Genomic DNA, 22,533 nt, shown 5'->3' on the forward strand with positions numbered 1-22,533 from the left:
CGTGGCAACGCGCGCTCAGTACACGTCGCGCCGGTAGCGGCCTTCCAGCAGCAGGGTTTCCTTGCCCAGCCGCCCCAGCGCCTCTTCGAGCACCGCGTCCACGTCCGGGGCCATGCCGCGCAGGCTGCCGCAGACGTAGATCGCCGCGCCTTGCGCCACCCACTCGCGCAGGTCCGGCGCGGCCGCGCGCAGGGCGTCCTGCACGTAGCGGTGCGCACCGGCGTCGCGCGAGAACACCGCATCCAGCCGTTGCAGTGCGCCGTGCGCCAGCCAGGTGCGCAGTTCCTCGCCGTAGTGGTCGTCGTGGGCGGCGTGGCGTTCGCCGTACAGCAGCCAGGTGCGGGTGGCGCCGGCGTCGATGCGCGCGCGCAGGTGCGCGCGCAGCCCGGCGATGCCGGTGCCGTTGCCGATCAGGATCAGCGGTCGCGCCGGATCGGCGGGCGGATGGAAGTTCGGGTTCGGGCGCAGCCGCAGGGCGATCTCGGCACCGATCGGCGCTTCGTCGCACAGCCAGCCGCTGCCAAGGCCGGGCGTGCCGTCGGCGCGCAGCGCGCGGCGCAGCAGCAGGCGCAGCGCGCCGTCGCTGGGCATCGAGGCGATCGAGTATTCGCGGTGCGGCAGCGGCTGCAGCTGCGCGGCCAGCGCCGCCAGCGCGATGCCGGCGGCCTGCGCCGGCTCCGGCAGGTGGCTGCGTGCCAGCAGCGCGGCCAGCGTCGTCGGCGCCTGGCCGGGACGCTGCAGGAGCGCCGTGCCGTCCAGGCCGCTGGCCTGCAGCCAGGCCTGCACCGCGGCGTCGCCATGGCACGGCCCGACTTCGGCCAAGTCGCCGGCCTGCCACGCGGGCAGGGCGTCGTCGGCGGGCAGCAGCGCCAGTTCGAACACCGCGCCGCCGACGCTGCCGGGATTGCACAGGCGCCGCTGCTGCAGCTGCCAGCGCTGGTAGGCCGGTGGCGTCCAGTCGGGCTGTTCGCTGCCGCCGGCGAGCTGTCCCAGCAATTGCTGCCAGTGGCGCAGCGCGGCGTCGTCGGCGTTGTCCACGTCGATGCGGTCGAACAGCGGATGCGCGCCGTGCTGGCGCAGCCAGGCGTCGAGTCGGCGGCCAAACGCGCAGAAGTGGTCGTAGCGGCGATCGCCCAGCGCCAGCACCGCGTAGCGCAGCTGCGGCAGCGCCTGCGGTTGCGCCATCGCCTTGCGCAGGAACGGCAGCGCGTGATCGGGCGGATCGCCTTCGCCGCTGGTGCTGACCACGAACAAGGCCTGGGTCGCGCCGGCCAGCTCGGCCGCGTCGACCTTCTGCAAGGGCAGCACGCGCACCGCCTGGCCCGCCGCGCGCAAGGCTTCGGCACTGCGCAACGCGAGTTGCTGGGCGAAGCCGGTCTGGCTGGCCCAGGCCAGCAGCAGCGGCGCGTCGGCCTGCTTGCCGCTGCCGCGCACGCCGCGACGGCCGCGCCACCACAGCCACAGGCAGGCCGCCGCGTACGTCGCCGTCGCTAGCGCTGCGTACAAAATGCGCTGCTGCGATGGCGCGCTGGTCCACCATGGCTGCGGGTGCAGCCGCAGCAGCGCATAGCCGATCGCGCCCAGCAGGGCGAAGGTCGCCGCGTGACCGAAGACGTTCCAGTTGCGTTGCGACCGCGGCCGCGTCATGCGTCGAGCAGCGCGGCGAAGGCGCTGCTGAGCCGCTCCTGCACGCGTGCGCCGTCGCGCAGCAGGAAGCGTGCCGCCAGCCCTTCGCGCTCGGCGCAGGCCAGGCCGGTGTCGGCGCCGAGCACGCTCAGCGCGGTGGCCCAGGCATCGGCGCGCATCGCATCGGCGGCGACCACGCTGACCGCCGCCAGCGACGCCGCGATCGGCACGCCGCTGCGCGGATCCAGGGTATGGCTGTAGCGCTGGCCGTCCTGTTCGAAGCGGTGCCAGCGATCGCCGGAGGTGGCGACCGCGCGGCCGTCCAGCGCCAGCACCCGTGGCGGCGTCGCGGCCTGCGCGTCCTCGTCCGGCGCCGACTCGACCAGCACCCGCCACGCTTGTCCGTCGGGCTTGCGGCCATAGCCGTAGAGTTCGCCGCCGACCTCGACCAGCGCGCTGGCCACGCCCTGCGCCTGCAGTTCGCGCACCGCCAGGTCCACGCCGTAGCCTTTGGCGATCGCCGACAAATCCAGGCGCAGGCCGCCGGGCTGGCGCAGCGTGCCGTCGGCCTCATCCAGCAGAAGCTGCCGCCAGTCGCCGGCAGCGCGCGCCTGGCGCAACGCCTGCGCATCGGGCACGCGGCGGCCGCCGGCGTCGGCGCCGAAGCCCCACAGGCCCAGCACCGCGCCGATGGTGGGATCGAACGCGCCGTCGCTGCGCCGGGCGATGTCCAGCGCGCAGCGCAGCACCTCGGCGAATGCAGCCGGCAGCGCGTGCACGCTGCCGGCCGCGGCGCGGTTGTAGCGGCTGATGTCCGAGTCCGCCTCCCAAGTGCTCATCTGCGCGACCACCCGGTCCAGTTGCGCCTGGATCGCCGCATGCAGCGGATGCAGGTCGCGGCGGCGGCGCAGCACCAGCTTCGCGCTCCAGGTGGTGCCCATGCTCTGCCCGCCGAGCGTGGCGATCTCGGTGTCGGCGTCGGCCTGGAGTGCGGACGGCATGCTCATGCCGTCGGCGCTCGCCACGCGCAGCGCGCGCGCACGGCGCCCTGCGCTGGACGGCCAAGGCTCACTGCGGCATCACTTCCAGCGTCGCCACGTAGCTGAGCCGGCGCTGCTTGGCCTGCGGCAGCGAGGTCTTGGTGTCCTCGCTGGTGGTCTGCAGCCAGTACATGCCCGCTTCCGGCCAGGTCACGCTGAAGCCGCCCTGCGCGTCGGTGGTGAGCTTCAGTTCGTCCTGCGCGTTGCGGTAGCGGGTACCGCCGCGCACGATCTCCACCGCCAGCCCCGCGGCCGGCTTGCCGTCGATCTGCAGCTTGAAGCTGGCCTTCTCGCCGGCGAACAGGTCGTTAGGATGGGTCACCGGCACCAGTTCCAGGCCCTTGCCGCTGGGCTTGAGCGCGGTCTGGTTGGGCGCGCCGTTGGTGACGAAGGTCTCCACCCGGCCCAGCGACTGCGACACCTGCAGGTCCTTGGCGTCCTTCGGCACTTCGCTGGCGAAGCTGGCGGCGTTGCCGCGCCAGCGCTTGCGCTGGCCTTTCTCGTTCCAGTTGGCGAACAGGCCGTCGTTGACCAGGGCCAGGCGATAGGTGCCGGTCTGCACCAGTTCCAGGTCGAACACGCTGCGGTACTTGCCGGTGGCCGGGTTCTGCGGCTGCACCGTGCTGCCGTCGGGTGCGGTGATGGCCAGGGTGTCCAGGCGCAGCGGCACGTGGTTGAAATAGAACAGGTCGTTGGAGACCGCCGCATCGACGGTGATCCACGGCCGCTCGCCGGCGAGTACGGTCTGCGAGGGTTGCAGCCAGGCCTTGTGGGCGAGGGCGGAGAACGGCAGGACCGCGGCGATGGCCAGCGCCAGCACGAGAGAACGCTTCATGGACTTGCTCCTTGCGAGGACAAAGGGGATCACGGCTTGACGCTCAGGCGCACCGCGCCCAGTTCGCTGCTGCCTTGCGCGCTGCCGGTCGTGGCGGCCTTGGCCGGCCAGGCGAACGGGATCTTCAGCAGCTCGCGGCCGCCGACCTCGCGCGCGGCCTCGACCACCAGCGTGTACTGGCCCGGCGCCAGGCCCTTGAGCTGCTGCGCGTCGGTGAAGGCCAGCGCGTGCTTGCCGGCCGGGCGGGTCGGGCCGCTGACGCCGTCTACCGGCATCTGCAGGGTGCGGCCGCTGCGCCGCCACCACTGGCGCAGGTCCGGCAGCCACTTGGTGCCGTGGCCTTCGGCGGTGTCCTTGGACTGGTACCAGACCGCCAGGTTGCGCGCGACCTGCTGGTCGGCGCCTTCCACCCAGATCGCGACATAGGGGCGGTGGTATTCAGCGACGTTGAGCTTGGGAATCTCCACGTCCAGTTCCAGCGTGGCCGCATACGCGGGCATCGACAGCAGGCCGCTCAGGGCGATGGTCAGGGTGACGCGCATGCGGGGCTCCAGGGTGGTGAGAGGAACGGTTCGGGAAGATCGGCGAAACAACTCAGTGGATCAGCAGCAGGGCGATCAGCAGCGGGATCAGCAGGCCCAGCCCGACCAGCGGCCAGGTCATGCGCCGCTGCCGCGCATGCAGCTGCAGCAGGAACAGCCCGGTGATGCAGAACACCAGGCAGGCCACCGCGAACAGGTCGATGAACCAGCCCCACGCGGGGCCGGTATTGCGGCCCTTGTGCAGGTCGTTGAAGTAGGAGATCCAGCCGCGGTCGGTGCGTTCGTACTCGACCGCGCCGCTGCCGCGATCGATGCTCAGCCAAGCGTCGCTGCCGGGACCGGGCAGCGCCAGGTACACCTCGTCGGCCGACCATTCGGCCGGGCGCCGGCCCAGGCTCAACCCCAGTTCGCGCTCCAGCCAGACCGACACCGGCCGCGGCAGCGGCGCATCGCCATCGGCCTGGCCGCCTAGCCGCTGCAGCAGCGTTGCCGGCAATTGCGCGGTGCGGTTGAGCACCTGCGGCTTGGCCTCGATGCGCGCGGCGTGGTTGAGGGTCAGCCCGCTGGCGGCGAACAGCAGCATGCCGATCAGGCACAGCGCCGAGCTGATCCAGTGCCACTGGTGCAGCGTGCGCAGCCAGAAGCCGCGGCGTTGCTGCGCCGTGGCCAGGTCGGGAGAGGAGGAGTCGGACAACGCGGCAGTCGGGTGGAGTGGGCGGAATGCATTCTAGATGAGAATTTGTCGCAATTACGTGTGCGGCCGCTGCCGCCTGCGCGTCCGGGAATGGTCCGCGCCAGACATCAACGCATCGGCACCGCATGCGTTGACCGTCCGCGTCAGGTCTCGGACCAGTCGCGCAGCAGGTTGTGGTAGACGTTGCTCAGCCGCAGCAGCGACGCGCTGTCGGCGTCGGCCGCGGTCAGCGCCTGGATCGAGGTGTCCAGTTCCAGCAGCAACTGCCGCCGGCTGGCGTCGCGCACCAGGCTCTGTACCCAGAAGAACGAGGCCAGGCGCGCGCCGCGGGTGACCGGCAGCACGCGATGCAGGCTGCTGGACGGATACAGGATCAGGTCGCCGGCCGGCAGTTTCACCTCATGCTCGCCGTAGGTGTCGCTGATGACCAGTTCGCCGCCGTCGTACTCCTCCGGCGCGGACAGGAACAGGGTGCAGGACAGATCGGTGCGCAGGGTCAGCGCCGGCTGCGTGGCGGTGGCGGCCAGGGTCATCACCGAGCCGTCGACGTGGAAGCCGTACTCGCCGCCGCCCTCGTAGCGGTTGAAGCGCGGCGGGACCGTGCGCAGCGGCAGCGCCGCGGCGAAATACAGCGGGCTGCGCGCCAGCGCGTTGAGCACCGCCTGGCCGAGTTCGTGCTTGAGCGGCGAGGCGTCGGGCAGTTGCCGGTTGCGCTTGACCTGCGCGCCCTGGGCGCCGACCGTCTCGCGGCCGTCGGTCCAGTCGGCGCCGTCGAGCGCCTGGCGGAAGCGCGCGAGCTCGTCGGCGCCGAGGATGTCGGGGATGTGCAGCAGCATGGGTCGCTCCGGCAACGTCCGCCCTCCGTGCGGAAGGCGGACGTTGCCCGTCGGTGGGCGCAGCCGCGGTCAGAACTTGATGTTGGCCGTCAGCATCGCCGAGCGCGGCGCGCCGGGCGTGTAGCGGAAGCCGCTCTTGTTGATGGCCGCGACGTAGTCCTTGTCGAACACGTTGTACACGTTCAGGCGCAGATCGAAGTGGTCGTTGATCGGATAGGTCACGACCGCGTCCCATACGGTATACGACTTGACGAACGCCGGCGTGCCGACCGCGCCGTCGGTGCCGCGCTTCATCTCGCCGGAGTAGCGGGCGCCGCCGCCGACGGTCAGGCCGAACGGCAGGGTGTAGGTGGTCCACGCGGTGAACGCGCTGTCCGGCGTATAGGCCAGGTCGGTGCTGCCGTCCTGCGACACCTTGGCGCCTTCCAGCACCTGCGCGTCGAGCTTGGTGTAGCCGGTGGAGATCGCCCAGTTGTCGCTGATCTTGCCGACCGCCGACAGCTCCACGCCCTTCACCCGCTTCTCGCCGGTCTGGTAATAGAGCCCGTCGCTGCCCTGTGCGATTTCGTTGCTGACGTCGGTCTGGAACAGCGCCATGGTCACGAACAGGCCGTCGTCCAGGAAGTTCCACTTGGTGCCGATTTCGGCGGTCTTGGCCTTCTGCGGATCGAAGCGCGGGTTGTTGGCGTTGTTGGCCGAGGCGCTCAGCTCCAGCGCGCTGCCGCCGGGAGGCTGCTGCGAGATCGCATAGTTGGCGTACAGGCTGACGTTCTCGGCCGCCTTGTAGACCGCGCCGAGCTTCCAGCTGAACAGCGTATCGGAGATGTCCGCGTCCACGCCGACCGCGGTGGTGCAGGGCACCGCGGTGGAGGTGGCGGTGGTGCAGGTCAGGCTGTCGAAGTCGGTCTTGTAGCGGTCCGCGCGCACCCCGGCGGTGACCAGGAAGCTGTCGCCGAACTTCAGCGTGTCGAAGGCGTAGGCCGAGAACGTGGTGGTAGTGCCCTTGCTGTGCGCGCCGTTGCGCGCGGTGACCAGCGGCGTGGTGTTCCAGTCCGGGGCGTACAGGTTGGCCGGGTTGGCGGCCAGCCAGGCGGCGCGGTCGACGATGTTGTGGCCCCAGCTCTGCAGTTCCTCGCGCGTGGCTTCCACGCCGGTGCTGAGGTTGTGCTGCACCGCGCCGGTGGCGAAGTCCACGCGCAGGTTCAGCTGGTCGGTGACGATGGTGTACTGCTGGTCCTTGAAGGTGGGCAGGCTGCGCGTCACCGTCCAGGTCGAGGTGTCGGCCGGGTTCGGCGTGCGCAGGTTGGCGGTGTTGGGCATGAACGCGAACAGCAGGTAGTCCTGCTCGTTGCGGCCCCAGCGCGCGGTATTGGTCAGCTTGACCGTGTCGGAGAAGTCGTGCTCGAAGCGGAAGGTCGCCATCTTCGCGGTCACGTCGTCATGGTCGTAGCGGGTGCCGTAGAAGTTCTCGCTGTCCACGCGCGGGGCGGTGGACAGCCACGGACGCGCGGGGTCTGGCGAGGAGTAGCCGGGCAGGCCGATGGTCGCCACGCCGCCGTCGGGCACGTTGTCCTGCTTCACGTACAGCAGGTCGAGGAAATAGCGGGTGTCGCTGCCCAGGCCGAACGCCAGCGAGGTGGCCAGGCCCCAGCGCTTGTTGTTGACCTGGTCGCGGCCGATCGCGTCGCTGTCCTGGCCCACCACGTTCACCCGCAGCGCGCTGCTGGCGCCCAGGGTCTGGTTCCAGTCCGCGGTCACGCGGCGCTGGTCGTCGGTGCCGCCGGACAGCGCGCCGCTGACCGAGTCGGTCAGGTTCGCCTCCTTGGTCACCAGATTGATCGCGCCGGTCGGCGCGCTGCGGCCGTTGTCGGTGCCGGCCGGGCCCTTGGCGACTTCGATCTGCTCGATGTTGAACACGTCGCGCGAGATCGAGCCCAGGTCGCGCACGCCGTCGACGAAGATGCTGCTGGAGCTGTCGAAGCCGCGCATGTAGATCGCATCGCCGGTGGTGGTGTTGCCGTTCTCGCCGACGTAGAAGGTGCCCACGCCGGGGCTGTTGCGCAGCGCCTCGGTGAGCGTGGTGGCGCCCTGCTCGTTGAACAGGTCCTTGCTGATCACGTTGATCGTCTGCGGGGTGTCGATCAGCGGCTGGGTGAACTTGGGCGAGGCCGGCGCTTCCACCAGGTAGCGCTTGGCGCGCTGCGCCTCGACGTCGACCTTGCCGAGGGTGGTCGGCTGGTCGGCCGCGGCATCGGCGGCGAGCGCGTGGGAGGACAGCAGGCTCAGCCCGCCCAGCAGCGCGGCGGCGGTGAGGGTCTGCGCGGACACCTGGCGAGAAACGGCGTGCTTGCGGCTCTTGATCGGAGAGGTCATGGACGGTTCGGCTATGCAGGAAGAAAGGGTGGTCCGCAGCGCACGCAGCCGTGCCCGGAGGGCAGGTCGTACGCAAGGTCGGGGTGACCAGATGGCGGGTCGCCGCTGGTCACTTTGACGTGGACATTCCGCCTATTTCCGCGCAAATGCGAATTGTTTGCAATACCTTTCGTGTATTGCGCCGCATGGCGAGGGGAAGCGGTCGCTTCCGATACCGGCCGCACCATGGCCTTTTCTGTCTCTAACTTTATGAAAGGAAAGAGATTCCGTCGTTTGGCCAGGCGCCTGGTCAGTCGCGGTCGTCGCGGGTCCAGATCCCGCCGTGCTCGGACTTCACCGGGAACTTGGGCACCGGGCTGTAGGCCGGTGCGCACAACGGGCGGCCGTCGCGGATGTCGAAGCGGGCGCCGTGCAGCACGCATTCGATGCTGCCGGCGGCGGCATCGAAGCTGCCGGGGGACAGTTCGTAGTCCTCATGGCTGCAGCGGTCTTCCAGCGCATAGAACGTGCCGTCGAAATTGAACACCACGATCGGCGTGGCGGTGACCTCGTCCCACACCGTGGCCATCTCGCCCGGCAGCAGCGCCCCGTCGGCGCAGACGAAGGTCCAGGTCTCGCTCATGCGGCGTCGCCCAGCGGCTTCTCCAGCAGCTCGAAGCGCAGGTCGTCGCGCTTGGGCGCGCCGAAGCGCGCGTCGCCGTAAGGAAAGGGCTTCTTGATCCCGGTGCGGCGGTAGCCGCGGCGCTCGTAGAACGCGATCAGTTCCTCGCGCGCGTCGATCACCGTCATCTGCATGACCGGCAGGCGCCATTCCTGCCAGGCGATGCGCTCGGCCTCGGCCAGCACGGTCTTGCCCAGGCCGCCGCCCTGCGCCTGCGGTTGCACCGAGAACATGCCGAAATAGCCGGCGCCGTTGTCGTCGGCGATGTGCGCGCAGGCGATCAGCGCGCCGTCGCGCTCGGCCAGCAGCACCAGGCTGCGCGGACGCAGGATGTCGGCGCGCAGCACCTCGTGGTCGATGCGGTTGCCGTCGAGCAGATCGGCCTCGGTGGTCCAGCCGACGCGGCTGCTGTCGCCGCGGTAGGCCGACGTGACCAGGGCGGCGATGGCGTCGATGTCGGCGACGGTGGCGGTGCGGAAGGTGAGGGTGTGCATGGGGGGATTTTAGCCTGGCGGCCGGGATTCGGGAGTGGGATTGGGGATTCGCCAAGGCGGCGCTTTTACGAATCCCTAATCCCGAATGCCCAATCCCCGCTCATCAGCCCAACAACTTCCGCACCTTCAGCAATGCCTCCACGAAGCGCTCGATCTCCGCATGCGTGTTGTAGAACGCCAGCGACGCGCGGCAGGTGGCGGCGACGCCGTAGAACTGCAGCAGCGGATGCGCGCAGTGCTGGCCCGAGCGTATCGCCACGCCTTCCAGGTCCAGCAGCGTGGCCAGGTCGTGGGCGTGCGCGCCCTCGACCAGGAACGACACCACTGCGGCCTTGCCGGGGGCGGTGCCGAAGATGCGCAACCCGTCGATCTTGTGCAGTTCCTCGGTGAAATGCGCCAGCAGTTCGGCCTCGCGCGCTTCCACGTGCTGCAGGCCCAGCGCGGTCAGGTAGTCCACCGCTGCGCCCAGGCCGACGAAGCCGGCGATGTTCGGCGTGCCGGCCTCGAACTTGTGCGGCGGATCGTTGAACACGGTGCCGTCGAAGCTGACTTCCTTGATCATCTCGCCGCCGCCGATGAACGGCGGCATCGCCTGCAGATGCTCGCGCCGTGCCCACAGCGCGCCGGTGCCGGTGGGTCCGCACATCTTGTGCCCGGTGATGGCGTAGAAATCGCAACCGATCGCGGCCACGTCCAGGGCGCGGTGCGGTGCGGCCTGCGAGCCGTCGATGACGCTGACGATGCCGCGCTTGCGCGCCTCGCGGCAGATCTCGCGCACCGGGTTGACCGTGCCCAGCACGTTGGAGACGTGGGTCAGCGCCAGCAGCTTCACGTCCGGGGTCATCGCCTTGCGCAGCGCGTCCAGGTCCAGCGCGCCGTCGGCGGTGATCTCGGCGACCTTGACGGTGGCGCCGGTGCGCTGCGCGACCAGCTGCCACGGCACGATGTTGGCGTGATGCTCCATCCGCGACACCAGGATGCTGTCGCCGGCCTTCAGCCGCGGCAGCGCCCACGAATAGGCCACCAGATTGATCGCGAAGGTGGTGCCGCTGCACAGCACCAGCTCGTCGGCGCGCACGTTGAGGAAGCGCGCCAGCTTGCTGCGCGCGCCTTCGTAGGCGTCGGTGGCCTCGGTGCCGAGCGCGTGCACCGCGCGGCTGACGTTGGCGTTGTAGCGGCGGTAGAACTCGTCCAGCGCGGCGATCACCTGCAGCGGCTTCTGCCCGGTGTTGGCGTTGTCGAAATAGATCAGCGGCTTGCCGTGCACCTGCCGCATCAGCAGCGGGAAGTCGCTGCGGATCTTGTCCCAGTCCGGCGCCGGCGCCGCGTCGAGCGTGGCCGCGCTGCTCATGCCACGCCTGCGGCGACCAGCGCCTGGTCCAGGCGCGCGACCAGGAACTCGGCCAGCGGCGCATCCAGCACGCGTAGCGGTTCGTGGCAGAACGCGGCGGTCAGCAGCTGTTGCGCACGCTCGCGCGGCAGCCCGCGCGAGCGCAGGTAGAACAGCGCGTTTGCGTCGAGCTGGCCGACGGTGGCACCGTGCGCGGCCTTGACCTCGTCGGCGTCGATCACCAGCACCGGCTGGGTGTCGATCTCGGCGTCGGCGGACAGCAGCAGATTCTTGTTGGACAGGTTGGCATCGCTGCCGTCGGCGCCCTGGCGGATGTGGATGCCGCCATGGAACACGACGCGACTGCGCGCCGCGGCCACGCCGCGCCACAGCAGTTCGCAGGCGGTGTCGCGGGCGATGTGCTCGATACCCAGGCGGGTGTCGATCTGGCGGCGGCCGTTGCCCAGCAGCACGCCGTTGGCGACCAGCCGCGCGTTGTCGCCTTCCAGGCGCACGTTGAGCTCGTGCCGCGACAGCGCGCCGCCCAGTTCCAGATCGATGCGCCGGTACTGCGCGTCGCGCGCCAGCACCGCATCGGTGCGCAGCAGCGCGGTCACGCCGGATGCGTCCGCCTGCACCCGCGCGTGGGTCAGCTGCGCGCCGGCGGCCAGGTGCACGTGCGCCAGGGTGTTGCTCAGGTGCGCGGCCTCGCCCAGGTGCAGGTGATGCTCGACCAGCGACAGCGCCGCATCCTGGCGCAATTCGATCAGGTGGCGATGGTGCCAGGCATGGTCGCCGGCGCCGGCGGTGGACACGAACACCAGGTGCAGCGGCACCGCGACCCGCACGCCGGCGTCCACGCGCAGCACGCTGCCTTCGTCGGCCAGTGCGGCGTTGAGCTGCGCGAACACCTCGTCGCTGCGCTCGAAGCGGCGGCCGAGGAAGCGCATCGCATCGTCGCCGCTGCGCAGGATCGAGGACAGGCGCTGCAGCTCGACGCCGTCCGGCAGCCCGCCCAGATCGGACAGCGCATCGCTGGCGCGGCCGTTGACGAATGCCAGCCGCGGCGCGGGAATGCCGGCGACGATGGACGCGTCCACCATCGGGGCCGCGCTCGGTGCCGGGCTGAAGCTGCGCCGCTCCAGCGCGCGCAGCGAGGTGTACTTCCACGCCTCGCTGCGCGGGCCGGGCAGGCCTTCGCGCAGCGCCTGTTCCAACGGCGCACGGCGTGCGCCGTCGCCGTGGAAGGCGGCCGCCAGGGAGTCGAGCAGGGCGCTCATCGGACCGTCGCCTCCGGCGCCACACGGTCCTTCAACCATGCGTAGCCGTGCGCTTCCAGTTCCAGCGCCAGTTCCGGGCCGCCGCTCTGCACGATGCGGCCGTCGGCCAGCACGTGCACCACGTCCGGCTTGATGTAGTCGAGCAGGCGCTGGTAATGGGTGATGACCAGGAACGCGCGCTCGGGCGAACGCAGCGCGTTGACGCCCTCGGCGACGGTCTTCAGCGCGTCGATGTCCAGGCCGCTGTCGGTTTCGTCGAGGATCGCCAGCTTCGGCTCAAGCACCGCCAGCTGGAAGATCTCGTTGCGCTTCTTCTCGCCGCCGGAGAAGCCTTCGTTGACGCCGCGGTGCAGCAGTTCGTCCTTCAGGTGCAGCACGGCGAGCTTCTGCCGCACCAGCTTCAGGAACTGCATCGAATCCAGTTCGGCCTCGCCGCGCGCCTTGCGCTGCGCGTTGAGCGCGGCGCGCAGGAAATAGGTGTTGTTGACGCCGGGAATCTCCACCGGGTACTGGAAGGCCAGGAACAGGCCGGCCGCGGCGCGTTCCTCCGGTTCCAGCTCGAGCAGGTCGCGGTCTTCGAAGCGCACGCTGCCTTGGGTCACCTCGTAGCCGTCGCGGCCGGCGAGGATATTGCCCAGCGTGGACTTGCCAGCGCCGTTCGGGCCCATGATGGCGTGCACCTGGCCGGGTTGCACCTGCAGCGACAGCCCTTTGAGGATGTCCTTGCCGGCGACGGAAGCGTGGAGGTTTTCGATAGTGAGCATTGGAGATTGGTCCGTCAGAATTCTTGTCTAGCCCCTCTCCCACCGGGAGAGGGGTTGGGGTGAGGGTCGGGGCGAAGCCTCATGGAATTCAGGCGCGCGAGGCTTCGCCCGTACCCTCATCCGGCGCTTCGCGCCACCTTCTCCCGATGGGAGAAGGGTAAGGCGTCAGCCGACGCTGCCTTCCAGCGACACTTCCAGCAGCTTCTTGGCTTCCACCGCGAACTCCATCGGCAGTTCGCGGAACACCTGCTTGCAGAAGCCGTCGACGATCATCGACACCGCGTTTTCCTGGTCGATGCCGCGGGCGCGGCAGTAGAACAGCTGGTCGTCGCTGATCTTGGAGGTGGTGGCCTCGTGCTCGACCGTGGCGGTGGGATGCTTGACCTCGATGTACGGGAAGGTGTGCGCGCCGCACTGCTTGCCGATCAGCAGCGAATCGCACTGGGTGTAGTTGCGCGCGCCCTCGGCGCTGCGCTCCATCTTGACCAGCCCGCGATAGGTGTTCTGGCCGCGGCCGGCGCTGATGCCCTTGCTGACGATCTTGCTCTTGGTGCGCTTGCCGATATGGATCATCTTGGTGCCGGTGTCGGCCTGCTGGCGGTGATGGGTCAGCGCCACCGAGTGGAACTCGCCAACCGAGTCGTCGCCGAGCAGCACGCACGAGGGGTACTTCCAGGTGATCGCCGAACCGGTCTCGACCTGGGTCCAGGTGATCTTGCTGCGCGCGCCGCGGCATTCGCCGCGCTTGGTCACGAAGTTGTAGATGCCGCCGACGCCGTTCTCGTCGCCCGGGTACCAGTTCTGCACGGTCGAATACTTGATCTCCGCGTCTTCCAGCACCACCAGCTCGACCACCGCCGCATGCAGCTGGTTCTCGTCGCGCATCGGCGCGGTGCAGCCTTCCAGGTAGGACACGTAGGCCTTGTCCTCGCACACGATCAGGGTGCGCTCGAACTGGCCGGTGTGGCCGGCATTGATGCGGAAGTAGGTGCTCAGTTCCATCGGGCAGCGCACGCCCTTGGGAATGAACACGAAGCTGCCGTCGGAGAACACCGCCGAATTGAGCGCGGCGAAGTAGTTGTCGCCGACCGGCACAACGCTGCCCAGATACTGCTTGACGATCTCCGGGTGTTCCTTGATCGCCTCGGACATCGAGCAGAAGATCACGCCTTTCTCGGCCAGTTCCTTGCGGAAGGTGGTGCCGACCGAGACCGAGTCGAACACCGCGTCCACCGCCACGCCGGCCAGCTTGGCGCGCTCGTGCAACGGCACGCCGAGCTTGTCGTAGGTGTCCAGCAGTTCCTTCGGCACGTCGTCCAGCGAGGCGTACTTGGGACCCTTCGGCGCGGAGTAGTAGCTCAGCGCCTGGAAATCGATCGGCGCGATGTTGAGCTTGGCCCAGTGCGGCATCGGCATCTTCAACCAGTGCCGGTAAGCGGCCAGGCGCCACTCGGTCATCCACTCCGGCTCGTCTTTCTTGACGGACAGGGCGCGCACGACGTCCTCGTTCAAGCCGGGCAGGAACGAATCGGATTCGATGTCGGTGATGAAGCCGGCGTCGTAGCGACGTCCCAGCCGTTCCAGGATTTCAGCGTTTTCGGTGGCCATGGGGGCTGCCTACAGGTCAGGTGGTCGCGAAACGCACGGCGATCGGGCGCCGTCTGGTTTCGCCGGAAGAGGGAAGCGGGTGCAGCATCTGCGCCAGGGTCACGCCGCGCAGCGCGTCGGCGACCACGTCGTTGATCAGCCGCCAGTTGGAGCGCACGCCGCATTTCTGGGCGATGCTGCACTGGCTTTCCTGGTGGCTGCATTCGGTGATCGCCAGCGGGCCTTCCATCGCCTCGACGATCTGGATCAGGGTGATGGCGTCGGCCGGCCGCGCCAGCCGATAGCCGCCGTGCACGCCGCGCAGGCCTTCGACCAGCCCGGCCTGGGCCAGCGGCTTGAGCAGCTTGCTGACGGTGGGCGGCTCCAGCCCGGACTGCTCGGCCAGCTCGGTCGCGCTCAGCACCTCGCCCGGACGCGCAGCAAGCACGGTCAGCACGACGGTGGCGTAATCGGTCAACTTGGTGACGCGGAGCATGCGGAAACAGCCGGATTTCAATGCGGACCGAAATTGTACTCTTTTGCGGCGGCGGCGTCCAAGCCGCTTGTTCATGATGCTTTCTATCGGCGCCATCGCCGGCGGCGATCGGCGGGGCTTGGGATCGCCGCCGATGTGCGCCAGAATCACCGCTTTCCCGTTCCGGACCGCCGCATGCCCCGCAAGATCGCCGCCCGCAAGTCCCGTATCCATGGCAATGGCGTGTTCGCCGTACTGCCGCTCAAGAAAGGCGAGCGGGTCATCGAGTACAAGGGCCGCCGCCGCACCCATGCCGAAGTGGACCGCGACGAGGCCGGCGATGTCGAGACCGGCCACACCTTCCTGTTCACGCTCAGCGACGACTACGTGATCGACGCCAACTACGAGGGCAACGACGCGCGCTGGATCAATCACAGCTGCGCGCCGAACTGCGAGGCGGTGATCATCGAGGCCGAAGGCGACGACCGCCGCCTGGACAAGGTGGTGATCGAGGCGCTGCGCGCGATCAAGCCGGGCGAGGAGCTGACCTACAACTACGGCATCACCCTGGGCGAGCGGCACACGCCGCGGCTGAAGAAGATCTGGGAATGCCGCTGCGGCTCGAAGAACTGCACCGGCACCATGCTGCAGCCCAAGCGCTGAGCGCGCCTGCACGTGGCCTAGACGCGCGGCTCACGACGCTGCAACCGCGGCGCTCCTAGGGTGACGCTCCCCCTGTAGAGGAGTTTCCCATGAGCACAGCATCTTCCCTGTCCGGCAAGCGCGTCGCGGTCCTGGCCACCGACGGCTTCGAGCAGTCCGAGTTGCAGGAGCCCAAGCGGTTGCTGGAGTCGTGGGGCGCGCAGGTCGATGTGATCGCGCCCGGTGATGCGTCCAGCATCCGCGGCTGGAACAAGAAGGACTGGGGCGACAGCGTGCCGGTCGACAAGCGCCTGGAGCAGGCCGATGCCGGCGGCTACGACGCGCTGGTGCTGCCCGGCGGCGTGATCAATCCGGACAACCTGCGCACCGAGGCGTCCGCGATCCGCTTCATCCAGGCGTTCGCCAGTGCCGGCAAGCCGGTCGCGGCGATCTGCCACGGCCCCTGGCTGCTGGCCGAAAGCGACCTGGTACGCGACAAGCAGGTGACCTCGTGGCCATCGGTGAAGACCGACCTGAGCAATGCCGGCGGACGCTGGCAGGACGCGGAAGTGGTGGTGGACGGCAATCTGATCACCAGCCGCAAACCCGACGACATTCCTGCATTCGCCGCGGCGGTGGCCAAGGCGCTGGGCTGAGGTCGGCACCCCTGGCGTGCGCAACGATAAACGGCGGCCTTCGGGCCGCCGCTTTTCTGTAGGAGGGGCTTCAGCCCCGACCGGCGAATGAAACAGCCGGAGCGATCGAGTCGAGAGAAGTGTCGCGGCTGAAGCCGCTCCTACAGGGAGTGCGGCCAGCTCACCGGGTGCACTGCAGGAGCGGCTTCAGCCGCGACAGCATCCGCAGCCCGAGGCTGTCCGCTACCGATTCGGTTCCGGCAGAACTCCCTGTCGATCGTTGCGGCCAAGACGCCTTGCGAGACTCGCAGCGAAACCAGTGCGCAGGTTTTCTTCGCGCTGATCCGGGGGGCGCCGCGTCATCGCATCACCTGCAGCAGCACAGCATCACTGCCCCGACAACGCCCCGGCCGGCACCAGCTTGCCGATGTCCTGGTTGAAGTGCACCACCAGCTTGCCGTTCTCCACCGCCGCCGATTCGATCTGCACGTTGCCCATCACCCCGGCCAGCGCCGGATCCAGCTTGTAGATCGGTTCCTTGCGCGCGTAGTCGTCCAGCCACACGTTGAGCAGTTCGCGGGTGTTGGCGTCGAGCTTGCCGCCGTTGGCGGCCGGCCGGAAGTCATCGATGGTCGGCGATTGCAGGTGGAAGCCCTGGGACTGCTGCTCGTAGCGCAGCGCGCTGGTCAACAGCACCGTGCCCAACGGGGTCGGCGCGCCGCCGCCGGTGGCCATGCTCAGGTCGAACTGCATCTTCAGCCGGTCGCCCGGCGGCAGCGACAGCTTGGGATCGCGGATGGTCATCTTGATCAGGCCGCCAAGCGCCTTGTGCGTCTGCGGGAAACTGCCGTCCAGGTACTGCTGCACATCGGCGGCGCCGACGCTGACCTGCTTGCCCTGGATCATGGGTTCGGCCTGCAGTTGCGCCGCGGCGGCGAGAGTCAGCAGCGCGACGGCGCGCAGGGTCGGCAGGCGAAGCTTCATGGTGGGGCGCCTTGGCAGAGTCAGAGGGTCAACATAACCGCAGCGGGTGAATGCGCGATTAGCGAAAGAGGGGCGATGGAGGCGGATCGTGCGTGCCGTGGCGCTGCATCGGCCCGCCACGCGCTGGGAATGCTAACGGAAGATCTCGGCGTTGCCTGCAGCTGTCCCGAGACGCGACAGGCGCAACGTACGGCAAGCGTCGAGCCGGGGCGTCCGCGCACTGCTGCCAGCCTGGCGAACCTGGTCAGGCAAGAGTTGGCACGCGCGGGCAGGGTCCGTCATGCGACGGTTGGCGCCAGCCGCGCCAGGATCGCGTCCAGCGACGGACGCAGCGGTGCCAGCAGCGCTTGGGCCTCGCTGTCGCTGCGCTCGCTCAGCCCGCGCAGCAGTTGCGTGCCGACGGTCAGCGCGGCGCGTTCGTCGCCGTGCAGCCCGGGATGGCGCTGCGCCGCCTCGAGCAGGCGCATCCAGTCCTGCCGGCAGCGGGCCTCGAATTCGATGGTGCAGCGGCCGTGGCATTGCAGCCCGTCGGCCTCGATCGGCGTGACGGTGATGCGGTAGCGTTGGGGGGCGGTCATGGGCGTGCGCAGGGGGCGGGTGGTGAACCCAAGATAGGCGCGGTCCGCCGTCGCCACGAGAGGGATGGCCGCGACGCTCTGTTCCAGCGGCTTGTTCCGTGACCGGTTCAGTGCGCTGCGCGCAGCAGCGGCAGTGGATCGTAGGCGCCGCCCTCGGCGTAGACGCCGTAGTGCAGGTGCGGCGGCGTGCCGCGTGCATTGCCGCTGTCGCCGACGCTGCCGAGCGGGTCGCCGGCCTCGACCAGGTCGCCGGCCTGCAGGCCGGGCGCCCAGTCCTGCAGGTGCGCGTAGTAATGGCGTTGCCGGGCCGGCCCCATCACCCAGACCTGGCGGCCGCCGAGGCCGCGGTCCATGACTGCGACCACGATGCCGCGGGTGGCGGACAGCACCGGCGTACCGCGCTTGGCGAAGATGTCCACGCCGGCGTGCTGGCGATCGCGGCCGCGCGGTGCGCCGAATGTGGCCGCGACGCGGCGCGGGTCCACGCCTTGCACCGGCATGTGCAGGGCGCTCGGTGGCGGCTGTCGCGCCAATTCCCAGCCGACCCGCGCGCGCAGCGCCCACGGCTGCCGCCAGGCCCAGGCCAGCGCGAGCGCGACGCAGGCCAGCATCGCGATGCGCAGCAACCAGCGGCGCAGCCGCCGCGCGGGCGAGGGCGCCGCCGTCATCGCTTACTGGTCGCCCTGGGCCGCGGCCTGTCGTTGCAGGTGCTGCTTCAGTCCGTCGTCGATGCCGAGCTGGCGTGCCAGTTCGTCCAGGTAGCTGCGCTCCATGAAGCTTTGTTCGTCGGCGGCGAGCAGGCTGGCCAGGTACATCTCCGAGGCGATTTCCGGCGTCGTCGCTGCCTGCGCCACCTCGGCCGGATCCAACGGCTTCTCCAGTTCCGCATGCAGCCAGCGCTGCACCTCCTCGTCGCCGTTGAGGCGGGTGAACTCGCCTTCGATCAATTCGCGCTCGCGCGTGTCGATATGGCCATCGGCTTTGGCCGCGGCGACCAGCGCGCGCAGGATGGCCTGGCTGTGCTGTTCCACTTCCAGCGGCGGCAGCCGGTCCAGCGTCTGCGGTTCTTCCGGCGCGACGGCGCCGAGCTGCTGGCGCTTGTAGTCGCCGTATGCGCGGTAGGCCATCACCCCGAGCGCGGCCAGGCCGCCGTAGGTGGCCAGCTTGCGCGTGGTGCGGTTCTTGCCCAGCAGCAGGCCGAGCGCGCCGCCGCTCAGGGCGCCCTTGCCGAAGTCGGCATTGAGCATGCCGCCGAGGCCGCCGCCCTTGCCGGGGGAGCCTGTGGCGGCGGACGCACCGGTCTTGGCCATGGCCTGGCCGGCGGCGCCCTGCGCCGATTGCAGCAGTTGGTCGAGAAAGCCCTGTAGCTTCATGCACGCATTTCCTGTCGATGGGAGGCGCAGGTATAGCGGGCGCCGCCTTAGCGGCCTGTCAATCCCGCCGCTGGTGGCGGCGAGCGCGCAAAAAAAACGAGACGGCGTGGGCCGTCTCGTCGGGTGTGCTTGCCTGGATCAGGCGTCGCTGCTCAGAGCGCGGCGTCCTTGAGCTTCTTCAGCGGGCGCACCTTCAGCTTGGTGGTGGCCGGCTTGGCGGCGAACCACTGCTCTTCCTTGGTGAACGGGTTGATGCCCTTGCGCTTCGGCTTGGCCGGCACGCTGACGGCGGTGATCTTGAGCAGGCCCGGCAGGGTGAACGAACCGGCGCCCTTCTTGCTGACCGAACCGGCCACAGCCTGCTCGAGCGAGGCCATCACCGCGCGCACGTCCTTGGCGACGACGCCGCTGGCTTCGACGATGTGGGCGACCAGGGCCGACTTGCTCAGGGCTTCCTTGATCGGCTTGGGAGCGGCCGGCTTGGCGGCGGTCTTGGTGGCTACTTTCTTCGCTGCCTTTTTCGGGGCAGCCTTTTTCGCGGTCTTTGCCATGATGTCCTGGTTCCGTAAACGATTGGTGGTTGGGTCGCGCCGACCCCGTCGGCATGGCGAAATGTAGGGCATGTGCTACGCCGCGCCAATAGGCAAACGGCAAAAAACACGGAAAAAAGCCACATGCCGGGTTTTTTTTGCCTCGCCGGGCGGCTTTCGCCCGGAAAAGCGGCGACGCACCGCCGCGAGGTCCTCCTCGATCCCCCCCGGTCGCGCCGCGATCAACGGGCTGCCGCAACGCTGCCGCAGACGCTTGGCGATGCCCGACCTCGGAGACGCGTGGCGTCCTTCCCGATGCTCGGCAAACCTTGTCGTTAGCTGTCCGGTGCGATGGCGCAATTGCGTGCGGATCGCGATCGTGGCGCCAGCGGCCGGCATCGTCGCGGAGCGCACGCGCCGCGAGCGGGAGGGGGGATAGGCGCGCAGCAGGTCGTGCGTGCTTCAGGACGCCGACGACCGCGGCGCCTGCGGAGCGGGTGCGGAGCATCGGTGGTGAGGATCGCGGATGCGGGCGGGTTGCCGCCGCGCTATCGGCTGTCGAACGGATGGCGGCAGCGCGCGTTCGCCATGCCGATCCACTGCCCGCTGGTGCGAACCGGCAGCGGAGCGGAGGGCATTTGTGCAGGAATTGCCCGATGCGTGCCCGGGGTTCGGCGCGCTGCGCCGCACAAGGCCGTAACGCGTTCTGCCTTATGGTGCCCGCCTCATCCACCGACAGGAGCACCGCATGGGCATTTCGCGTCACGCCACCGCGCATTGGGAAGGCGACCTCAAGTCCGGCAAGGGCCAGCTGAGCACGCCGCAGAGCGGGCTGCTGGAAAATACCCGTTATGCCTTCAGCAGCCGCTTCGGCGACGAGAAGGGCACCAACCCGGAAGAACTGATCGCCGCCGCGCATGCCGGCTGCTTCACCATGGCGCTGTCGGCCAAGCTGAGCGACGCCGGTTTCCCGCCGACCTCGCTGGACACGCGCGCGGAGGTCGACCTGTCGATGGACGGCGGCCCGCAGTTGTCGCAGATCCGGCTCAAGGTCAAGGCGGTAGTGCCGAACATCGAGGCGGCGCAGTTCCGCGCCATCGCCGACGACGCCAAGCAGAACTGCCCGGTGTCCAAGGCGCTGAGCGCCGTACCGATCAGCCTGGAAGCGGAACTGGGCTGAGCATTCCGGCCCGGCGCTCGCCGGGCGTTTTTCGAAGCGGCATCGCGCCGCGCCTGCGTTACCGCCAGGCGCGGCGGCGTTCCCGTCGCTGCCATGGGAACGGTTCCAGTCGCGACATGCGCAAGGGCATCGCATGTCGCGTGCCCGGCGTCAGCTGTCGCCGCGCTAAACAGTCGCCGTGCGCCGGTCCCAATTCAGTCGTGTTTCACCGGCGCGGACCGAGCATGCGGTTGCGCGATCCACGCGCCTGGAATCTTCGACATGAACAAGCTCTCGACCCGTCTTCTGACCGCCGCGCTCGCCGTGGGCGTGGTCGGCTCCGCCGCCGCGCAGGATTACGGCCGCTACGACGACTATCGCGACCGCGGCTATTCGAGCGGTGGCGGCTATTCGGGCAGCGGCACCTATGATTACGCTCGCGTGGTGCGCGCCGATCCGATCATCGTGCCGGTGCGTGGTCCGCGCGAGACCACCGAGCGCTGCTACGAGCGTCCGGCCTCCGGCAGCTATGTCGAGAACGGCTACCGCGGCGACGGCTATTACAACGATGGTTACGGCGGCGACGGTTACCGCGGCACCGATGGCGGACGCAGCGCGGCCACGGTGGTCGGCGGCATCGCCGGTGCGTTGCTGGGCAGCCGCGTCGGCGGCGGCAACGGCCGTTTCGTCGGGACCGCGGTCGGCACCATGGTCGGCGGCCTGGCCGGCCGTTCGATCTACGACAGCAACGCCCGCACCACCGTGCAGACCGGCTCGGTCAGCGTCTGCGAACCGGTCGCGTACCGCAGCGAAAACTACGACCGGGTGGACGGCTACGACGTGACCTACGAATACGGCGGCCGCTACTACCACACCCGCAGCACGCAGCGTCCGGGCGACCGCATCCGGGTCCGCGTCGACGTGTTGCCCGACTGATCGGCTAACGACGCCTCGCCGGAGGCGTCCCTCTCCAGTCTGCCGCGACCATCGCGAGGTCGCGGCCGACGCTCCAAAGGCCGCCATGCCTGCCGCTGCAAACTGGCGGCCTTTCCTATCGGCTCAGTGCCAGTCGATATGGCCGTCGATGACGGTCTGCACCTGGCCGCCCGACCAGACCTCGCCCGCGTCGTCCACGCGCAGCGTCAGCAAGGCGTCGTGGCCGACCTCGCGGCCCTGGCTGACCACGTAGCGGCCGCCGTGGCCGGGCAGCACGGCACGATGGTCCAGCCATGCCGCGAGCACCGCGTTCGCGGCGCCCGACGCGGCGTCCTCGAAGCGGCGGCCGTTGCCGACGAACGCGCGTACCGCCAGGTCGTAGGCGGGGCCGTCGGCCCGGGCGTAGGCGAACACGCCCATGCTGGCGGTGCTTTCGGCCAGCGCGGCGATCGCCTCCCAGTCCGGCGCCAGGCCGCGCATTGCGGTTTCGTCGGCGATCTCGACCAGCCACCAGCAGCGGCCGCCATCCATGCGCACCGGCGGTTGTGCGCCCAGCGTCCAGCCGGCCAGCGCGGCGGCCAGGCGCGGATCGGCGGCGGCGGCGATCTCCGCGACCTGTGCGCGCGGGGTGCGGATCGCGATGCTGCGCACGCCGTCGGCCACGTCCACGCGCAGCGGCAGCAGCCCGGCGATGCCTTCCTGCACCAGCAGGCCGTCGCGGGGCGCGGCGATGCCGGCCTCCAGCACCGCGTGCGCGGTGCCGACGCTGGGGTGGCCGGCGAACGGCACCTCCTTGTGCGGACTGAACATGCGGATGCCGTAGCTGGCGCCCGGCTGCGTGGCCGGGAACACGAAGGTGGTCTCCGGCAGCCGCGTCCAGCGCGCGATCGCCTGCATCGCGGCGTCGTCCAGGCCCTGCGCGTCCAGCACCACCGCCAGCGGGTTGCCGGCGCCGGGGCGCGGGGAGAACACATCCAGTTGCAGGAAACGGCGCGCGGTCATGGCGGGGGCTCGGGTGCGGGGGAGCGCAGCTTAGCAATCGGGCGCGCGCGCATGCCGGGCATCGGCGCGCAACGGGCGTTCCCGGCAGGCGCAGGAGGGTTGCGCATGACATAGAATCGCAGGTTCCGCCCGGCGTTCCGGGCCTCTTTCCCTCCAC

The 22,533-nt window shown here is 69.5% G+C and carries 24 protein-coding genes; 4 read left to right on the forward strand and 20 right to left on the reverse strand.

The genetic code is table 11. The features are described 5' to 3' along the window. Positions 1-15: 15 nt before the first annotated feature. From J2Y70_RS13065 to J2Y70_RS13130, 14 genes are all read right to left on the reverse strand, one after another. Positions 16-1,647 carry a sulfite reductase flavoprotein subunit alpha gene (locus J2Y70_RS13065; RefSeq protein WP_309918158.1) on the reverse strand — a complete coding sequence of 544 codons (1,632 nt, stop codon included), beginning with the start codon at positions 1,645-1,647 and terminating at the stop codon, positions 16-18. After that, positions 1,644-2,627: an FAD:protein FMN transferase gene (locus tag J2Y70_RS13070; RefSeq protein WP_309918161.1), complete on the reverse strand. Its 984-nt coding sequence runs from the start codon at positions 2,625-2,627 to the stop codon at positions 1,644-1,646. The genes J2Y70_RS13065 and J2Y70_RS13070 overlap by 4 nt, the downstream gene beginning before the upstream one ends. A 67-nt stretch (positions 2,628-2,694) precedes the next feature. Next, positions 2,695-3,501: a DUF4198 domain-containing protein gene (locus J2Y70_RS13075; RefSeq protein WP_309918164.1), complete on the reverse strand. Its 807-nt coding sequence runs from the start codon at positions 3,499-3,501 to the stop codon at positions 2,695-2,697. Positions 3,502-3,530: 29 nt separating this feature from the next. Beyond that, complete coding sequence (locus tag J2Y70_RS13080) at positions 3,531-4,043, reverse strand: DUF2271 domain-containing protein (RefSeq protein WP_263395216.1); 513 nt, start codon at positions 4,041-4,043, stop codon at positions 3,531-3,533. Positions 4,044-4,095: 52 nt separating this feature from the next. Then, positions 4,096-4,737 (reverse strand): PepSY-associated TM helix domain-containing protein, encoded by a 642-nt coding sequence (locus J2Y70_RS13085; RefSeq protein WP_309918169.1) that lies wholly within the window; start codon positions 4,735-4,737, stop codon positions 4,096-4,098. A 143-nt stretch (positions 4,738-4,880) separates the two neighbouring features. Further along, positions 4,881-5,573, reverse strand: coding sequence for a Fe2+-dependent dioxygenase (locus J2Y70_RS13090; RefSeq protein WP_309918172.1), 693 nt, complete (start codon positions 5,571-5,573; stop codon positions 4,881-4,883). Positions 5,574-5,642: 69 nt separating this feature from the next. Then, positions 5,643-7,946 carry a catecholate siderophore receptor Fiu gene (locus J2Y70_RS13095; RefSeq protein ID WP_309918175.1) on the reverse strand — a complete coding sequence of 768 codons (2,304 nt, stop codon included), beginning with the start codon at positions 7,944-7,946 and terminating at the stop codon, positions 5,643-5,645. Between the two features lie 289 nt (positions 7,947-8,235). Next, positions 8,236-8,568 carry a non-heme iron oxygenase ferredoxin subunit gene (locus tag J2Y70_RS13100; protein WP_263395212.1) on the reverse strand — a complete coding sequence of 111 codons (333 nt, stop codon included), beginning with the start codon at positions 8,566-8,568 and terminating at the stop codon, positions 8,236-8,238. Beyond that, complete coding sequence (locus J2Y70_RS13105; RefSeq protein ID WP_309918178.1) at positions 8,565-9,101, reverse strand: GNAT family N-acetyltransferase; 537 nt, start codon at positions 9,099-9,101, stop codon at positions 8,565-8,567. Before J2Y70_RS13105 ends, J2Y70_RS13100 begins: the two co-directional genes overlap by 4 nt. 103 nt (positions 9,102-9,204) lie before the next feature. Continuing rightward, a complete protein-coding gene (locus tag J2Y70_RS13110; protein ID WP_309918181.1) occupies positions 9,205-10,452 on the reverse strand; it encodes a cysteine desulfurase in 1,248 nt (415 codons plus the stop codon). Then, positions 10,449-11,711 carry a Fe-S cluster assembly protein SufD gene (gene sufD / locus J2Y70_RS13115; RefSeq protein WP_309918183.1) on the reverse strand — a complete coding sequence of 421 codons (1,263 nt, stop codon included), beginning with the start codon at positions 11,709-11,711 and terminating at the stop codon, positions 10,449-10,451. Before sufD ends, J2Y70_RS13110 begins: the two co-directional genes overlap by 4 nt. Continuing rightward, positions 11,708-12,475 carry a Fe-S cluster assembly ATPase SufC gene (sufC, locus tag J2Y70_RS13120; protein WP_039005454.1) on the reverse strand — a complete coding sequence of 256 codons (768 nt, stop codon included), beginning with the start codon at positions 12,473-12,475 and terminating at the stop codon, positions 11,708-11,710. The genes sufD and sufC overlap by 4 nt, the downstream gene beginning before the upstream one ends. A 165-nt stretch (positions 12,476-12,640) precedes the next feature. Next, positions 12,641-14,083: a Fe-S cluster assembly protein SufB gene (sufB, locus tag J2Y70_RS13125; protein ID WP_309918187.1), complete on the reverse strand. Its 1,443-nt coding sequence runs from the start codon at positions 14,081-14,083 to the stop codon at positions 12,641-12,643. A gap of 16 nt (positions 14,084-14,099) precedes the next feature. Continuing rightward, the gene (locus tag J2Y70_RS13130; RefSeq protein WP_179566171.1) at positions 14,100-14,558 is read right to left on the reverse strand and encodes an SUF system Fe-S cluster assembly regulator; all 459 of its coding nucleotides are present in this window, start codon (positions 14,556-14,558) and stop codon (positions 14,100-14,102) included. Positions 14,559-14,732: 174 nt separating this feature from the next. Between J2Y70_RS13130 and J2Y70_RS13135 the strand changes: the two genes are divergently transcribed. Next, entirely contained in the window at positions 14,733-15,200 is a 468-nt protein-coding gene (locus tag J2Y70_RS13135) for an SET domain-containing protein-lysine N-methyltransferase (protein WP_309918191.1), read from the forward strand. A gap of 89 nt (positions 15,201-15,289) precedes the next feature. Continuing rightward, positions 15,290-15,835 carry a type 1 glutamine amidotransferase domain-containing protein gene (locus J2Y70_RS13140; protein WP_309918194.1) on the forward strand — a complete coding sequence of 182 codons (546 nt, stop codon included), beginning with the start codon at positions 15,290-15,292 and terminating at the stop codon, positions 15,833-15,835. 366 nt (positions 15,836-16,201) lie between these two features. Here the strand turns inward: J2Y70_RS13140 and J2Y70_RS13145 are convergent, their stop codons facing one another. The 5 genes from J2Y70_RS13145 to J2Y70_RS13165 all read right to left on the reverse strand — a co-directional run bounded on the left by J2Y70_RS13145 (position 16,202) and on the right by J2Y70_RS13165 (position 19,300). Then, positions 16,202-16,720 (reverse strand): DUF1439 domain-containing protein, encoded by a 519-nt coding sequence (locus tag J2Y70_RS13145; RefSeq protein ID WP_309918332.1) that lies wholly within the window; start codon positions 16,718-16,720, stop codon positions 16,202-16,204. 356 nt (positions 16,721-17,076) lie between these two features. Further along, a complete protein-coding gene (locus J2Y70_RS13150) occupies positions 17,077-17,376 on the reverse strand; it encodes a DUF3861 domain-containing protein (RefSeq protein WP_263395206.1) in 300 nt (99 codons plus the stop codon). Between the two features lie 107 nt (positions 17,377-17,483). Beyond that, positions 17,484-18,044: a M23 family metallopeptidase gene (locus J2Y70_RS13155; protein ID WP_309918197.1), complete on the reverse strand. Its 561-nt coding sequence runs from the start codon at positions 18,042-18,044 to the stop codon at positions 17,484-17,486. Positions 18,045-18,047: 3 nt separating this feature from the next. Further along, entirely contained in the window at positions 18,048-18,749 is a 702-nt protein-coding gene (locus tag J2Y70_RS13160; protein WP_309918200.1) for a tellurite resistance TerB family protein, read from the reverse strand. Positions 18,750-18,901: 152 nt separating this feature from the next. Continuing rightward, positions 18,902-19,300, reverse strand: a complete 399-nt coding sequence (locus J2Y70_RS13165) for an HU family DNA-binding protein (protein ID WP_263395203.1) — start codon at positions 19,298-19,300, stop codon at positions 18,902-18,904. Between the two features lie 727 nt (positions 19,301-20,027). On the opposite strand from J2Y70_RS13165, the gene J2Y70_RS13170 reads away from it, so the two are divergent. Continuing rightward, on the forward strand, positions 20,028-20,459 hold the full coding sequence (locus tag J2Y70_RS13170) for an OsmC family protein (RefSeq protein WP_309918203.1): 432 nt from the start codon (positions 20,028-20,030) through the stop codon (positions 20,457-20,459). Positions 20,460-20,720: 261 nt separating this feature from the next. Further along, the gene (locus J2Y70_RS13175; protein ID WP_309918206.1) at positions 20,721-21,374 is read left to right on the forward strand and encodes a glycine zipper 2TM domain-containing protein; all 654 of its coding nucleotides are present in this window, start codon (positions 20,721-20,723) and stop codon (positions 21,372-21,374) included. Positions 21,375-21,497: 123 nt separating this feature from the next. On the opposite strand, the gene J2Y70_RS13180 is transcribed toward J2Y70_RS13175, so the two are convergent. Further along, positions 21,498-22,376, reverse strand: a complete 879-nt coding sequence (locus tag J2Y70_RS13180) for a PhzF family phenazine biosynthesis protein (protein WP_309918209.1) — start codon at positions 22,374-22,376, stop codon at positions 21,498-21,500. Positions 22,377-22,533: the final 157 nt, after the last annotated feature.

It is taken from the genome of Xanthomonas sp. 1678 (assembly GCF_031455575.1).
GTDB lineage: Bacteria > Pseudomonadota > Gammaproteobacteria > Xanthomonadales > Xanthomonadaceae > Xanthomonas_A.

What these genes read in the sequence shown, in the direction of transcription:
- sufC (WP_039005454.1), bottom strand. Translation starts at nt 12,475, where the DNA reads ATGCTCACTATCGAAAACCTCCACGCTTCCGTCGCCGGCAAGGACATC.
- J2Y70_RS13080 (WP_263395216.1), bottom strand. Translation starts at nt 4,043, where the DNA reads ATGCGCGTCACCCTGACCATCGCCCTGAGCGGCCTGCTGTCGATGCCC.
- J2Y70_RS13135 (WP_309918191.1), top strand. Translation starts at nt 14,733, where the DNA reads ATGCCCCGCAAGATCGCCGCCCGCAAGTCCCGTATCCATGGCAATGGC.
- J2Y70_RS13130 (WP_179566171.1), bottom strand. Translation starts at nt 14,558, where the DNA reads ATGCTCCGCGTCACCAAGTTGACCGATTACGCCACCGTCGTGCTGACC.
- J2Y70_RS13170 (WP_309918203.1), top strand. Translation starts at nt 20,028, where the DNA reads ATGGGCATTTCGCGTCACGCCACCGCGCATTGGGAAGGCGACCTCAAG.
- J2Y70_RS13100 (WP_263395212.1), bottom strand. Translation starts at nt 8,568, where the DNA reads ATGAGCGAGACCTGGACCTTCGTCTGCGCCGACGGGGCGCTGCTGCCG.
- J2Y70_RS13150 (WP_263395206.1), bottom strand. Translation starts at nt 17,376, where the DNA reads ATGACCGCCCCCCAACGCTACCGCATCACCGTCACGCCGATCGAGGCC.
- J2Y70_RS13145 (WP_309918332.1), bottom strand. Translation starts at nt 16,720, where the DNA reads ATGATCCAGGGCAAGCAGGTCAGCGTCGGCGCCGCCGATGTGCAGCAG.
- sufD (WP_309918183.1), bottom strand. Translation starts at nt 11,711, where the DNA reads ATGAGCGCCCTGCTCGACTCCCTGGCGGCCGCCTTCCACGGCGACGGC.
- J2Y70_RS13075 (WP_309918164.1), bottom strand. Translation starts at nt 3,501, where the DNA reads ATGAAGCGTTCTCTCGTGCTGGCGCTGGCCATCGCCGCGGTCCTGCCG.
- J2Y70_RS13160 (WP_309918200.1), bottom strand. Translation starts at nt 18,749, where the DNA reads ATGAAGCTACAGGGCTTTCTCGACCAACTGCTGCAATCGGCGCAGGGC.
- J2Y70_RS13110 (WP_309918181.1), bottom strand. Translation starts at nt 10,452, where the DNA reads ATGAGCAGCGCGGCCACGCTCGACGCGGCGCCGGCGCCGGACTGGGAC.
- J2Y70_RS13070 (WP_309918161.1), bottom strand. Translation starts at nt 2,627, where the DNA reads ATGCCGTCCGCACTCCAGGCCGACGCCGACACCGAGATCGCCACGCTC.
- sufB (WP_309918187.1), bottom strand. Translation starts at nt 14,083, where the DNA reads ATGGCCACCGAAAACGCTGAAATCCTGGAACGGCTGGGACGTCGCTAC.
- J2Y70_RS13095 (WP_309918175.1), bottom strand. Translation starts at nt 7,946, where the DNA reads ATGACCTCTCCGATCAAGAGCCGCAAGCACGCCGTTTCTCGCCAGGTG.
- J2Y70_RS13155 (WP_309918197.1), bottom strand. Translation starts at nt 18,044, where the DNA reads ATGACGGCGGCGCCCTCGCCCGCGCGGCGGCTGCGCCGCTGGTTGCTG.
- J2Y70_RS13180 (WP_309918209.1), bottom strand. Translation starts at nt 22,376, where the DNA reads ATGACCGCGCGCCGTTTCCTGCAACTGGATGTGTTCTCCCCGCGCCCC.
- J2Y70_RS13140 (WP_309918194.1), top strand. Translation starts at nt 15,290, where the DNA reads ATGAGCACAGCATCTTCCCTGTCCGGCAAGCGCGTCGCGGTCCTGGCC.
- J2Y70_RS13165 (WP_263395203.1), bottom strand. Translation starts at nt 19,300, where the DNA reads ATGGCAAAGACCGCGAAAAAGGCTGCCCCGAAAAAGGCAGCGAAGAAA.
- J2Y70_RS13175 (WP_309918206.1), top strand. Translation starts at nt 20,721, where the DNA reads ATGAACAAGCTCTCGACCCGTCTTCTGACCGCCGCGCTCGCCGTGGGC.
- J2Y70_RS13105 (WP_309918178.1), bottom strand. Translation starts at nt 9,101, where the DNA reads ATGCACACCCTCACCTTCCGCACCGCCACCGTCGCCGACATCGACGCC.
- J2Y70_RS13065 (WP_309918158.1), bottom strand. Translation starts at nt 1,647, where the DNA reads ATGACGCGGCCGCGGTCGCAACGCAACTGGAACGTCTTCGGTCACGCG.
- J2Y70_RS13090 (WP_309918172.1), bottom strand. Translation starts at nt 5,573, where the DNA reads ATGCTGCTGCACATCCCCGACATCCTCGGCGCCGACGAGCTCGCGCGC.